Annotated in this window: 10 protein-coding genes and 1 other annotated feature; all 10 genes read right to left on the bottom strand. The window is 36.2% G+C overall.

Translation table 11 applies throughout. From position 1 onward, the window contains the following. Positions 1–131 precede the first annotated feature (131 nt). The gene (gene truA / locus HBB17_RS16495) at positions 132–932 is read right to left on the bottom strand and encodes a tRNA pseudouridine(38-40) synthase TruA (RefSeq protein WP_167958595.1); all 801 of its coding nucleotides are present in this window, start codon (positions 930–932) and stop codon (positions 132–134) included. Next, positions 925–2,136 carry an ABC transporter permease gene (locus HBB17_RS16490; protein WP_167958594.1) on the bottom strand — a complete coding sequence of 404 codons (1,212 nt, stop codon included), beginning with the start codon at positions 2,134–2,136 and terminating at the stop codon, positions 925–927. The genes truA and HBB17_RS16490 overlap by 8 nt, the downstream gene beginning before the upstream one ends. Before the next feature lie 3 nt (positions 2,137–2,139). Then, the gene (locus tag HBB17_RS16485) at positions 2,140–2,916 is read right to left on the bottom strand and encodes an ABC transporter ATP-binding protein (RefSeq protein ID WP_167958593.1); all 777 of its coding nucleotides are present in this window, start codon (positions 2,914–2,916) and stop codon (positions 2,140–2,142) included. Further along, positions 2,913–3,251, bottom strand: coding sequence for a PadR family transcriptional regulator (locus HBB17_RS16480; protein WP_167958592.1), 339 nt, complete (start codon positions 3,249–3,251; stop codon positions 2,913–2,915). Before HBB17_RS16480 ends, HBB17_RS16485 begins: the two co-directional genes overlap by 4 nt. A 369-nt stretch (positions 3,252–3,620) precedes the next feature. Continuing rightward, positions 3,621–4,685 (bottom strand): peptidylprolyl isomerase, encoded by a 1,065-nt coding sequence (locus tag HBB17_RS16475; RefSeq protein ID WP_167958591.1) that lies wholly within the window; start codon positions 4,683–4,685, stop codon positions 3,621–3,623. Between the two features lie 94 nt (positions 4,686–4,779). Next, entirely contained in the window at positions 4,780–8,304 is a 3,525-nt protein-coding gene (gene mfd / locus HBB17_RS16470; RefSeq protein WP_207717369.1) for a transcription-repair coupling factor, read from the bottom strand. Positions 8,305–8,328: 24 nt separating this feature from the next. Then, positions 8,329–8,898 (bottom strand): aminoacyl-tRNA hydrolase, encoded by a 570-nt coding sequence (gene pth, locus HBB17_RS16465; protein ID WP_167958589.1) that lies wholly within the window; start codon positions 8,896–8,898, stop codon positions 8,329–8,331. A gap of 916 nt (positions 8,899–9,814) precedes the next feature. Beyond that, the gene (locus tag HBB17_RS16460; RefSeq protein ID WP_167958588.1) at positions 9,815–10,753 is read right to left on the bottom strand and encodes a transketolase family protein; all 939 of its coding nucleotides are present in this window, start codon (positions 10,751–10,753) and stop codon (positions 9,815–9,817) included. Beyond that, complete coding sequence (locus HBB17_RS16455; RefSeq protein WP_167958587.1) at positions 10,741–11,577, bottom strand: transketolase; 837 nt, start codon at positions 11,575–11,577, stop codon at positions 10,741–10,743. Before HBB17_RS16455 ends, HBB17_RS16460 begins: the two co-directional genes overlap by 13 nt. A gap of 697 nt (positions 11,578–12,274) precedes the next feature. After that, complete coding sequence (locus HBB17_RS16450) at positions 12,275–12,445, bottom strand: hypothetical protein (protein WP_167958586.1); 171 nt, start codon at positions 12,443–12,445, stop codon at positions 12,275–12,277. 200 nt (positions 12,446–12,645) lie between these two features. Further along, positions 12,646–13,515 (bottom strand) — a sequence feature (mutual gap in cmsearch alignment for this rRNA model is longer than 100).

Below are 13,515 nucleotides of genomic sequence, written 5' to 3'. Positions count from 1 at the left end.
TGCACTGCCTTCTCCAGATAGATACGCAGTAACAACCTTTTTCTTTAATTCATAACTATATTTTGCCATAAAAATACCGATCTCCAATCATTAGATTTTTTAGGTCTAACTTTTGGGGGTCGGTACATTAATCATGAAGATTTTTTGTTTGCCTCATACTGCACGGACCTTAGGAATAATCCATGTGGTGGTACGGTATAGCCAGCTATATTTCGTTCTTTTCGTTCAAATGCTTCTTCAATGGTTTCTATCTTTCTCTCCCCTAATCCAATCTCAATCAATGTTCCAACGATGATTCGGACCATATTATATAGAAAACCATCTCCATGCAATCGAATACGGATCAACCGATCTTTTCTACTCCCACTATGTTGTATAAAATCAGTGATCTCTTCTACTTCTACCTGATACAACGTACGGACTGTATCTTCTCTTTGGGAATCGGATGAAAACGCAACAAAATTATGGGTACCACAAAAAACTGTTGCTGCTTTTCTCATGGCAGATAAATCTAATCTGTGGTTCACATGATACGCATACTTTCTCGTAAATACGCCTTCCCGTTCCTGCTCATCAATGTAATACTCATAAATCTTACTTTTCGCCCAATAACGACTATGAAATTCTTTCTCCATTTCCTTCATTCCATAAACGCTCAGATCCTCTGGTAGTATTTTTCTTAGACTCTGCTGGATTGATTCTACCGATTGTGTTGTGCTTGTATAGAAGTTTGCAACCTGACCAAAAGCATGGACTCCAGCATCCGTTCTGCCAGAGCCCATGATCTTAATATCTTCCTTCAATAGATTTGATAAACACCGTTCCAGATAACCTTGAATGGTTCTCTCTTGCTGTTTTCCCCCAAGACGTTGCCACCCTAGATACGCTGTGCCATCATATGCAATTTGAAATCGGATATTTCTTTTATGCATTAAACATTACCTTTTCACTATTGAACGCCTTAACAATTCCTGCCGTTACGATTACACCTAATAAAACTGTTCCGCCTACTGCTGCAAGGAATTGTGACATTAATAAATCACCTTCCATGATATTCTGTATACATAAAGCATTCCCATAAACCGGAATCGCAAACATCGCTGTATCTGGTGTTGTATTACCACTGAACATGGTGATCATTCCAGCTACGATAACTAAGATATACATTGGCGTTACATACGTATTAGCTTCCTTCATTGTCTTAGCAAATACAGAAACGATAGATACTAAACTAACATATAAGAATACTAGTGATAACATAATCACGATTAATTGAACGATCTGTAATGGTGATAAAGAGATGTTGATCTCTCCAGATAATCCTCCCATCATCTTTGGAAGTGCAAATACCATACTGATTGCATAGATGATAGCAGAAATTGATGAAAGAATAGCTATGGATACTAACTTACCAGTTACGATCTCTACTCTTCTTACTGGAGATACTAACATACTTGCTAATGTTCCTCTTTCTTTCTCACCTGTAATGGCATCAACAGCGATGGACATAACACCTGCGAATAATAACATAGTAATGAAATATGGTAACATCATACCAAGTGCTTTTCCAGAAGCTTTTTGATCATCCATAATCTGAGAAGCTCCTAAATCAAGATCAATGTTAAAGATCGTAATGTTGTCAAGATTACCAATTCGTGCAGCAAGTAAAGACTGCTTCATTGGTTCTAATACCATTGTTACAAAATTAGTACGTGCAGTTGAAGAATACTCTTCTGAAGGATTATAGTAGGTTCTAACTTCAGGAATTTCTGCTCCGTCTGTATAATTCTGAATCTTTTCCATAAATCCATCATCAAACGTAACTAATAAATCTTTTTCTCCATTGATGATATCATCTTTGATGGAATCTAAGGAATCCTCCTTCGCAAGATTCGTAATATTTGCTTGGAATCCTGCAGCTGTAATTGCATCATTCAACTCTTCTGGTGCATTCTGAATATAAACTGTAGGTATATGGGCATCTACATCATCTTCCATATTCTCCATGAGATTTCCCATTAAGAAACACATACCAACCATCAGTGCTACTGGCAGGATAAACAAACTAAAGATTAATTTCTTATCGCCAAATACACGATTCAACTCTTTTTTAATAATTTCTTTTGCGCCCCTCATTCCTTAGTCCTCCTCCATGTTATATTCTTTATATAATTCGAAGAATGCATCTTCCAAATCCTTTGTATTTGTCTTTGTTAAGATTTCTTGTAATGTTCCTTCTACTACTTTCTTACCTTTGATAATGATACCAATGTTATCACAAAGTTTTTCTGCATCAGAAAGAATATGTGTCGAAATGATCACTAATTTTCCTTCATCTCGTAATACTTTTAAATAATCCGTAACACTTCTTGCTGTTACAATATCAAGTCCATTGGTTGGCTCATCGAAGATTACTACCTTAGGATCATGAACAAGACTTACAGCAATTGCCGCTTTTTGTTTCATACCAGTTGACAATTCCTCAATTTTTTTATCTTGGAAGTCATTAATTCCAAAGTACGTGAACAATTTTTCACGACGTTGGTTAATTTGAGAATCACTCATACCATGTAAATGTCCAAAAAAATGAAACATGTATTTTGGTGAAAAGTGTGGATCCAATTTGATCTCATTCGTTAAGAATGCAATATTGTCACGAACCTTTTCCCCTTGCTTTACTGTATCAAAACCACATACTTTAATGTCACCTTCTGTAGGTTTTAATAAAGTTGCCACACAACGTAGTGTTGTTGTCTTACCTGCACCATTAGGTCCTAGTAAACCATAAATCTGACCTGGTTTTGCAGTTAAGGTAATATGATCAGCAGCCTTTTTCATGTTCTTTTTCGTCTTCTGTTCCTGCATCTGTTTCTTCGACAGTTTGTAGATCTTTGTTAAGTTATTAATTTCAATCATTCTTCTTTATCCTCCTTCTCATTCATTACTTCCATTGCATTGTGAACTAATTGATTTAATCGATGAACTTCACCTTGCAACACTTCTCTTCCCAAATCTGTTAATTCATATAATTTACGTCTATCTTCATTCCCCTCACCGGAATATTCAATTATGTAATTCTTTTTTAGCAGATTTGTAATCGCACCATACATCGTTCCTGCTCCAATCTTCACCCGCTCCCCAGTAAGTGATGCAGTTTCCTGCATGATTGCATATCCATGGTTTGGTCCGTTAAAGAGACAAAGTAATATATAGAAATAACTTTCTGTTAAAGGCTCATTTGATTTTGCCATGTCATTCCTCCCTTCATCACTTTGATCACGGTGCACGCTAGACTATACTGTGATCCGCTATATCCTAGCTCGTTATATCTTCACTCGTTATATCGTCTTGCGATATAATGATAATAACACTGAATTTAGTATATGTCAATATCATTTGCCAAATTTTATATTGTACTATTTTTGTATTGCTCTTAGTTTTATAGAACAATGTGTACTTCGTACACTATCGCGTTAATAATAGCTTCAAAGTACACTTTGTTCTCCGTGCAGAGCACAGTCAGCTTTAGCTGACATCACCCTTATGGGAGAGTGTGCCTCCCCCTGAGGGTTATATAAAAAAATTGTTGCAACGAACCTGTCCATTGCAACAATCTTTTTTTAGAACTTGATCTGTTCCCAAATCTCCTGTTTAATCTTTACCTTAAAATCTGCTAGCCATTCCTTGTACATCTTTTGAAATGCCTCATCTTGCCTCGTACTAATCATATCTTCCTTCTTTTGTGCTGTTGCATCTTCATTAAATTCATCAACACAATACAAGATATAATATCCCGTATCATCTTCAATCACTTTACTGATCTTTCCTTCTTTCAACGCAAAAGCAGCGTCAATATATGCAGTACTCTTATCTCCTTGCCCAACTGTATATTCTATCTGTGGATCATCGCTATTGCTAGATGCAAACGAATAGAAATCTTCTTCCTTCTTTACCTTTTTTAGAAGTTTCTTTGCTTTTTTAAGCGCTGTTTCTTTCTCTTCCTCAGAAAGTGCTATCACATTACCATTCTTATCCGTAGACACTGTTGAAACTTGAATTTGATAAACCGTTACCTGTTTCGCTTCTTCATCTGATATATTCGAATCCACATCCATAGTTGCTACATCAAATACTTTTTCTGCTAGATAATTATCTTTACAAACTTCAAAAACTGTATCATACGTTATCCCATACAATGTTTGGTCTTCTTTTGTAATACCAGCAATATAATCATTGGCATAATTTTCAATCTCGATTAGTTCATCATCGGTCAATTCTGTACCAAGATCCTTCGCTTTTTGTGTCATGACCTTCAATTGTATGATCTGATTCAGTACTTCCTCTCTTGCCATCTCACCAAAAGTACTTCCCGTATTCAGTTGATATTCCCAGATTACATCTGTAAAATTAGGCTCATATAATTGTTTTACCATTAATACATAAACCATTACTTCATTATAAGGGACCTTCTGGTCACCAATCGTAAGAATGGTCGCATCTGTCTTAATGTCCAATCCCTGTTCACCTGCATCTGCTGCCGTATCACCGTCTTTTTCACTGACTTCCGTTTCAGTTGTTTTCTTATCTTCTGATTTATTGGCTGAATCTGATTTTCCAGAACATGCCGTTATTGTCATAGCCAGTATGATCATTATGAGTCCAAGATACACTCTTCTGTTTTTCATTATAATCCTCCCGTTTCAAATATTCTCCCTGCATACATTACTATTGCAATCTCTGTAATTCCCATATACATATTCCATGTATAACCTCTATGCCTTATTCAATCATTTCCTGTAATTTTGATAGAATCTTCTTTAATACATCAAATAAAGCAGCAACATCAATTTTCCCCGTTTTTGATTTTTCTTTAATTCTCCATACAAAATATGGATTTACATCTGGTACAAATGTTAATTGTGGTTTAAACTCTGCCACCAATTCAGGAATCTTCGCAACTGCAATTTTGGCTTTATTATACATCACAATCTTAACTTCTAAATCTTTATGTGTAATCTGTGTTACATAGGATTGATGTGCAATTGCTTTTAATAAAGCAATATTTAATAAATTATTTACCGAATTCGGTATATCTCCAAAACGGTCTAGCATTTCATCTTGCATATCTAAGAATTCATGTTCATTCTCTATTTCTGCAACCCGCTTATACATCTCTAGTTTTAGGAACTCATTTCGTATATACGTTGGCGGTATAAATGCATCAATATCTAAATCCACCGTTGTATCAAAGGTTTCCTCATCAAAGTTCTCACCTTTTAATGCTTTTACCGCATCATTTAACATCTTACAGTACAGATCATACCCAACTGCCTCCATATGCCCATGTTGCTTGGCTCCTAACAGATTTCCTGCGCCTCTGATCTCAAGATCCCTCATGGCAATCTTAAACCCAGATCCCAGTTCGGTAAATTCCTTGATTGCCTGTAGACGTTTTTCTGCCACTTCCTTCAGCATCTTATCCCGTTTGTACATAAGGAAAGCATAAGACGTACGATTGGAACGTCCCACACGTCCACGCAATTGATATAGCTGGGAAAGACCTAATTTATCTGCCTCATCAATGATCATTGTATTGGCATTGGATATATCCAATCCTGTTTCAATAATCGTTGTAGAGACCAATACATCAATCTCCCCATTAATATAGTCAAACATAATCTTCTCTAGTTCTCTTTCATGCATCTGTCCATGTGCATATGCCACATTCGCTTCTGGTACTAGTCGTGCCACCATATTGGCAACCTCATCAATTCCATTTACACGGTTATACACATAATAGACTTGACCACCTCTCGCTAACTCACGATTAATGGCTTCACGGATAATCTCTTCATTGTGCTCTAATACATACGTCTGAATTGGCATTCGATCAACTGGTGGTTCTTCAAGCACACTCATATCCCTTATTCCTATTAAACTCATATGCATTGTTCTAGGAATTGGTGTGGCTGATAAGGTTAAGACATCCACATCATTCTTCAATTGCTTGATTTTCTCTTTATGGGTAACACCAAACCGTTGCTCTTCATCTACGATCAGCAGTCCCAAATTCTTGAACTGTACATCCTTTGATAGGACTCGATGTGTACCAATCAAGATATCTACGCTTCCCTTTTTCACACGTTCGGTAGTTTTTTTCAATTCTGTTGCCGTCTTAAATCGCGACATCATTTCAATTGTGATTGGAAAATCCATCATTCGTTGTACAAATGTATTATAATGTTGTTGTGCTAAGATGGTAGTTGGAACTAGGAATACTACTTGTTTTCCATCTGAGACTGCTTTAAATGCTGCTCGTATTGCCACTTCTGTCTTTCCATACCCTACATCACCACAGATTAGACGGTCCATAATTTTCTTACTTTCCATATCTGATTTCGTTGCATCAATGGCATTCAACTGGTCATCGGTCTCCTCATATGGAAACATTTCTTCAAATTCCCGTTGCCAAACTGTATCTGGTCCAAATTGATACCCTTGTTTTTCCTGTCGTTTTGCATAAAGTTCTACTAGTTCCCTAGCAATTTCCTTTACTGCGCCCTTCACTTTGGTCTTAGTATTCTTCCATTCAACAGAATTTAATTTATTCAGTTTAGGTTTCTTTGCCTCAGAACCAGCGTATTTTTGGATCACATCAAGCCCTGTAGCAAGAATATACAGTACGCCGCCTCCTGCATACTCGATCTTTATATAGTCTTTTGTTACATGATCCACTTCAATCTTTTCAATACCTCGGTAGATTCCCAGTCCATGATTTTCATGTACAACATAATCTCCTACATTCAGATCACTAAAGTTTTGAATCTTACTTCCTTCATAGGATTTCTTTTTTCGTCTCTTTTTCTTTTCTGATCCAAAGATATCACTTTCTGAGATAATAACCATTTTAATAAATGGATATTCAAATCCACGATGAACATAGCCACGTGCAACCATGATCTCACCTGGCTTGATAACCCGATCTAAATCCTCACTATAGAAGGCAATTAATTCATTTTCTTGTAAATCTTCACTCAGACGTTTTGCTCTTGTGCTGGAATTGGATAATAGGATTACACGGTATCCTTTGCTTTTCCACTTCTTTAAGTCTTCTACTAGAATATCAAAGTTGTTATTATATGGATTTATGGATTTTACATTAAAATCATACTTTCTTTTACATGTAACAGCAGATAATTTGTAATCCATGGTACTTAATAATACCGTTCTCATTAAGTTGAACTTGGCAAATATACTCTTGTATGGGAAGATTACATCTACTTGGCTTGGTAAGATATATCCTTTCTCAATACGTCCAATCATACTCTCCCGAAACTCCAGATCCACTGCTTCTCCCTTTTCTACCAATCGATTTGGTTCATCAAGAAAGAGAATGGCATCTTCCCCTGCGAAGTAATCGAATAGGGATACGGTATTATCATAAAAATAACGAATATAACTATCAATACCAACTGCACCGTTATAATTTTCCAAGCTTTCTTTAAACTCTTCAACAATCTGTTTGATCCGATGGGCTTCTTCCGTCTTCATCTGTCCCCGAAGTGCCTGTACATACTCTTTTGTTTCTTTATCTAGTTTTTCAATTCCTTCCTGCATAACCTGATCATCTAAAATGATCTCTGCTGCAGGATAGATGTCTACTGTATCTACATTTTCTATAGAACGTTGATTACTAATATCAAACATACGAATGGTATCCACTTCGTCATCCCATAACTCAATACGATATGGACATTCTTCCGTTAATGGGAAAATATCAATGATACCTCCACGAATAGCAAATTCTCCCGGTCCTCCAACCTGTCCACATCGCTCATATCCAAGATGCACAAGTGCTGCTTTTAACTTCTCAAGGTCAAGTGTTGTGGCTACTTGTATGTTAATAACTCGTTTTTTAATATACTGTAATGGTAAGATTCGATCCAATCCCGCATCGATTGTTGTTATAACTGTAACATCTTCCTTTGATTCGATCAATTGTTTTAATACAAGCAAACGATCTTTTACAATCGCATTTCCACGAATATCTGCACTATAGAAGATTACATCTTTTGCAGGATATAAAAATACATTTCTTGCGTAGAGTTTGTAATCCTCGAAGATTTCCTTTGCCTTGCTTTCATTATACGTAATGATCAGTTTCCGGTTATACCGTTCGCTAAGTCCATTGATCAAATGGCATTTCTGCGAATCTATACAACCTGCTACATGGATCGGTGTTTCCTTCAGTGTAAGATCTTCTTTAATACTATTGTATTCCTTTAGCTCTTCTAAAGGTTCCATGAACGTCTTCATGATTACTATCACCTATGCCTTTTTATTATATAAATTCATCGCACTTGCAACATCTTCTGTGATTATACATTCACATGCTTTTGCTGCATGTCCCAATGCCTCTCTAATAATGGGTTGCTCTTCACTTGGAAATCGACCCAATACGTAATCTGCCAGATCCCAATTATCTGGTTTATTCCCAACACCTACCTTAATTCGTAAAAATTCTTGTGTTCCTAGGTGCGCGATAATGCTCTTGATTCCATTATGCCCACCTGCACTGCCTTTCTTTCGAATACGAAGCTGTCCAACCTCTAGACTAATATCATCGTATATGATGATCAATTCTGTGGTTGGATCAATCTTATAAAAATCCACCAATTCTCTTACACTCTCTCCACTAAGATTCATATACGTCTGTGGTTGTGCCAAAAGAACCTTCTGTCCTCCCATATAACCTGATCCACATAATGCTTTATGTTTCTTCTGATCTAGGACGATATCATACTCATCTGCTAATCTTGTAATTGCATCAAATCCTATATTATGTCTTGTTGCAGTATATTCCCTTGTTGGATTTCCTAGTCCTACTATTATATACATTCTAATCACCATACCTTTTTATATCCGTCTACTATACAAAGCACAAAGTAGTGGATTAACGCTCTATTATAAATTTTTGTTTATTGTCATTTTCTCTTATTATCTCTGTTCTAATCGAAAATTATCACAACAGTTCAGAGTCTAGCAGAATCTCTGTATGTTTCCTTTGTTGGAATAATCCTCTTGTGATATTTCCACATTACCTTCTATTTTATCATATGTTGTTGCATAATGGAAATAGAAAATCCGAAACAGCTCCCTATCTTTAATGGCATGTAACCGATTATTCCTTTGCAAGAACAAAGTGTACTTCGTACACTCTCGTGTTAATAAAAACTTTAAAGTACACTTTGTTCTCCTCGCCGAGCACAGTCAGCTTCAGCTGACATCTACCTTATGTGTGAGTTAGCATCCCCCGGAGGGTTTATTTACCAGGAAAGTTGGAGGACTTTCCTAGTAAGGTTCGGGTGTCAAAAGCCCTTATTTATTTTGAGGTCAGTCAATTTGCACAATTTAAGTTTGTTTAACATGTAATACAGGACATAGTTCAATCGCAACACGCTCTCGCTTGGATGAAGTTCGTAGTGGTACATAAGACTCTAAAGTACAGAGCCAAAGTACCAACGACTTCATACAGTTGCTCATCAAACTATGTCCTGTATTACATGAGATTAGCTAGTGTTTGTGCAAATTAACGAAAGAAAGTTTTAATAAGGGCTTTTGACACCCTAATCCTAGTAAATAAAAAAGAGATTATTACATCTCTTAACAAAGTTGCAATAATCTCTCTCTATTATATAAATCATTACAAAAACATGAGAAATTCGTCCATAAAGGGCTACTTTCTCATGTTTTATGGTTCATAAAATCAATTTTTATACAAGTAGGTAACACCTACCCTTTAACCCTACAGTTATTATTTAAATTCTTTTACTCTCTTGTAGATGCTTTCACTATCCAAGCCATACTTCTTAATTAATTGTACAGCTGGACCACTTTCTCCGAATACATCATTCACACCAATCTTCATCACTTTTGTAGGAAGATTCGCGGATAATGCATCACATACTGCACTACCTAAACCACCAATGACAGAATGTTCTTCAATTGTAACAACTTTCTTTGTCTTTGCTGCTGATTTAATGATTATGTCTTCATCTAATGGTTTAATTGTATGGATATTGATTACTTCTGCTGAGATTCCGTCTGCTTCTAACATCTTTGCAGCCTCTAATGTCTCAGATACACATAAGCCAGTTGCAACTAATGTTACATCTGTTCCTTCTTTTAATAATACACCTTTTCCGATTTCAAACTTGTAATCTGGACGATCATTAATTACTGGAACAGCTAAACGACCAAAACGTAGATAAACTGGTCCCTCATATTCAACCGCTGCACGTACTGCTGCTTTTGCTTCTACATCATCAGCAGGATTGATAACAACCATACCTGGGATTGCTCTCATTAATGCAATATCTTCATTACATTGATGAGTTGCACCATCTTCTCCTACAGAGATACCTGCATGAGTTGCACCAATTTTAACATTAAGATGTGGGTAACCAACAGAATTTCTTACTTGTTCAAATGCTCGTCCTGCTGCAAACATTGCAAATGAACTAACAAATGGGATTTTTCCAGTAGTAGCCATACCAGCTGCAATACCAACCATGTTACATTCTGCAATACCACAGTCAATATGTCTTTCAGGGAAAGCTTTCTTGAAGATACCCGTCTTTGTTGCCGCAGCTAAATCTGCATCTAATACATATAAATTATCATATTCTTTTCCTAATTCAGCTAAAGCATTACCATAGCTTTCTCTTGTAGCAACTTTCTTTATTTCTGACATAATGCTTCACCTACTTTCTCTAAATCTGCCATTGCTTGTGCGTATTGTTCATCATTTGGTGCACTACCATGCCATGCAACATTGTTTTCCATAAAGGATACGTCTTTTCCTTTTGTACTCTTTGCAATGATTGCAGTTGGTTTTCCTTTACATTCTCTAGCTTGCTTAAAAGCATCTGCTAACGCATCGAAATCATGTGCATCTACATTAATCACATTGAAATTAAACGCTTCGAACTTCTTATCGATTGGGTATGGGGAACATACATCATCTATTTTTCCATCAATTTGTAAGCCATTGTTATCCACGATCACAACTAAATTATCTAGGTTACGTGCACCTGCGAACATAGCTGCTTCCCAAACCTGACCTTCTTGGATTTCTCCATCACCAAGTAATGTATACACACGATAAGAGTCATTTGATAATTTAGCAGATAAAGCCATACCGACTGCTGCTGAGATTCCTTGTCCTAAAGAACCACTTGACATATCCACACCTGGTATATGTTTGCAATCTGGATGTCCTTGTAGATAAGAACCAACATGACGTAATGTAGTAAGATCCTCTACTGGAAAGAATCCTCTATGCGCTAAAGTAGAATATAGACCTGGAGCTACATGTCCTTTTGATAAAACAAAACGGTCTCGGTCACTCTTCTTTGGGTCCTTTGGATCTATATTCAATTCCTCAAAATATAGATACGTAAAAATGTCTGCTGCTGATAATGATCCGCCTGGATGGCCGGATTTTGCACTATGAACTGCTGTAACGATTCCTTTTCTTATTTCGTTAGCAGTCTTTTGAAGCTCAAGCTTATTCATTTTTCAACCTCCTCTTAACTTGTCATGTTCCTACATTCTTTTCGTTTCTAACTATCCTAAGATGCCCGAAAAGTTGTATCATTACTTACAAATGGTACGAATTTGTGCCAGTTTTCTGTATAATGAAAGCTAATCTCCTTAGCCCTATTATCTCTTTGATTGAAGCATCTAAAAGCCTATCTTCTTCAACCTTACTCATTTTAACACAACATATGCTATCAATCAAATGAAATCCTATATTCTTTCCAAACTTGACCGATTTGTACTACAAGTATGTAGAATTATTACTATAACCAATAGGTTCATTTCTCCTAGTATAATTCCTTTTCCGTAGACAATACATGTTAAATACACTTTCCCTATAGACATGATCTTCCCCACTATTCCATCAATTGTTGCATTACCAGGCACGTTTCCTCTGCACCTTCACGAATCATATATCTAAAGTATCCTCAAGTAGAGTCGACGTGTTTGCTTTCTTGGTAATGTTACAATTTTCTGTCTCTTTTCCTCACTAGTTTGCGTGGCTTCACATGAATCAGAGTACATACCCAAACTCGATCTCTCTGATGATGAATCACCCGAATTTACGTGGATCGAGAGCGATTAACCCAGGTTCTTGGAATTCTCATTGATAGTGCCCTTAGTTACCACTAGCACAAACTACGATTACCATCAACTCCTATACAAATCAACATCACTTCATCTTGCTACAGTTGATCAGGACGTGAATGTTCTCCTTTTTTATCTTTTGCTTCCTATCTTTTGCTTCTTCTTTCTCGTTTCTTTTGTCTTCCTTCTTTTTTATTTTTCTTCTTTGTTTTTGTTTTTGTTTTTGTTTTTCTTTTTTGTTTTTCTTCTCTTTCATATATATAAACGTAAAAAACTCTAAGAGTCCTCATGCCCTTAGAGTTTTTTCCTTTACTCTTATAATTTCATATTCATACGCAAAAAAACTCTAAGAGTTCTTATCACCCTTAGAGTTTTGCTTTTCTCTTATATCTTCAAAACTACACATTGATTCATGACTTCCACCATCTTTGCTTCCATCATGTTGTCAGATTCTTTTTGGTTAAGCCCTCGACCTATTAGTAACAGTCAACTACATGTGTTACCACACTTCCATCTCTGTCCTATCAACCTGATCGTCTTTCAGGGGTCTTACTAGCTTATGCTATGGGATATCTTATCTTGAGGGGGGCTTCACGCTTAGATGCCTTCAGCGTTTATCCCTTCCAAACTTGGCTACTCGGCCATGCACTTGGTAATGCAACCGATACACCAGAGGTTCGTCCAACCCGGTCCTCTCTCAAGCAACTTACTTAGTTTACAATATATCTACGTGTTTGTCAACTATTATTTTCATCTTTTTCAAAATTGTTTGATCAATTAATACAATTTGCAGATGACTTATTTAGTATAGCAAATCTCTACTGTTTTGTAAAGCTATTTTTATACAAAAACTTATGGTATTATATTCTATATGTAAAACTCTTAATCTGTTATACTTTATGCACTTCTTTACATATGTTCTACTTTTTTATATACAATTCTCTTCCCTACCAGACAGTAAATGATAATTCTTTCTATTAGCACTGTTGAATACTAATTTTACTCCATAAGCTGATTGTTACTGTAAACTACCCACCCCTTTTACCTCTTATGTATCCATATATTACTTTTTCTTAATAAACGTTAAAAGATTTTTCTCTTCACGTATTCTTCTCAGCTACTTTCTTCTCATTTCATATTTATACGCAAAAAAACTCTAAGAGTTCTTATACCCTTAGAGTTTTACTTTTCTCTTATACCTTCAAAACTACACATTGATTCATGACTTCCACCATCTTTGCTTCCATCATGTGTCAGATTCTTTTTGGTTAAGCCCTCGACCTATTAGTAACAGTCAACTACATGTGTTACCACACTTCCATCTCT

The organism is Anaerosporobacter faecicola (assembly GCF_012070565.1).
GTDB classification, from domain to species: domain Bacteria; phylum Bacillota; class Clostridia; order Lachnospirales; family Lachnospiraceae; genus Anaerosporobacter; species Anaerosporobacter faecicola.
Note: the sequence above shows the minus strand (reverse complement) of the source record. Positions and strands in the feature narration are given on the sequence as shown.

What these genes read in the sequence shown, in the direction of transcription:
- truA (WP_167958595.1), bottom strand. Translation starts at nt 932, where the DNA reads ATGCATAAAAGAAATATCCGATTTCAAATTGCATATGATGGCACAGCG.
- HBB17_RS16490 (WP_167958594.1), bottom strand. Translation starts at nt 2,136, where the DNA reads ATGAGGGGCGCAAAAGAAATTATTAAAAAAGAGTTGAATCGTGTATTT.
- HBB17_RS16485 (WP_167958593.1), bottom strand. Translation starts at nt 2,916, where the DNA reads ATGATTGAAATTAATAACTTAACAAAGATCTACAAACTGTCGAAGAAA.
- HBB17_RS16480 (WP_167958592.1), bottom strand. Translation starts at nt 3,251, where the DNA reads ATGGCAAAATCAAATGAGCCTTTAACAGAAAGTTATTTCTATATATTA.
- HBB17_RS16475 (WP_167958591.1), bottom strand. Translation starts at nt 4,685, where the DNA reads ATGAAAAACAGAAGAGTGTATCTTGGACTCATAATGATCATACTGGCT.
- mfd (WP_207717369.1), bottom strand. Translation starts at nt 8,304, where the DNA reads ATGGAACCTTTAGAAGAGCTAAAGGAATACAATAGTATTAAAGAAGAT.
- pth (WP_167958589.1), bottom strand. Translation starts at nt 8,898, where the DNA reads ATGTATATAATAGTAGGACTAGGAAATCCAACAAGGGAATATACTGCA.
- HBB17_RS16460 (WP_167958588.1), bottom strand. Translation starts at nt 10,753, where the DNA reads ATGTCAGAAATAAAGAAAGTTGCTACAAGAGAAAGCTATGGTAATGCT.
- HBB17_RS16455 (WP_167958587.1), bottom strand. Translation starts at nt 11,577, where the DNA reads ATGAATAAGCTTGAGCTTCAAAAGACTGCTAACGAAATAAGAAAAGGA.
- HBB17_RS16450 (WP_167958586.1), bottom strand. Translation starts at nt 12,445, where the DNA reads ATGAAAGAGAAGAAAAACAAAAAAGAAAAACAAAAACAAAAACAAAAA.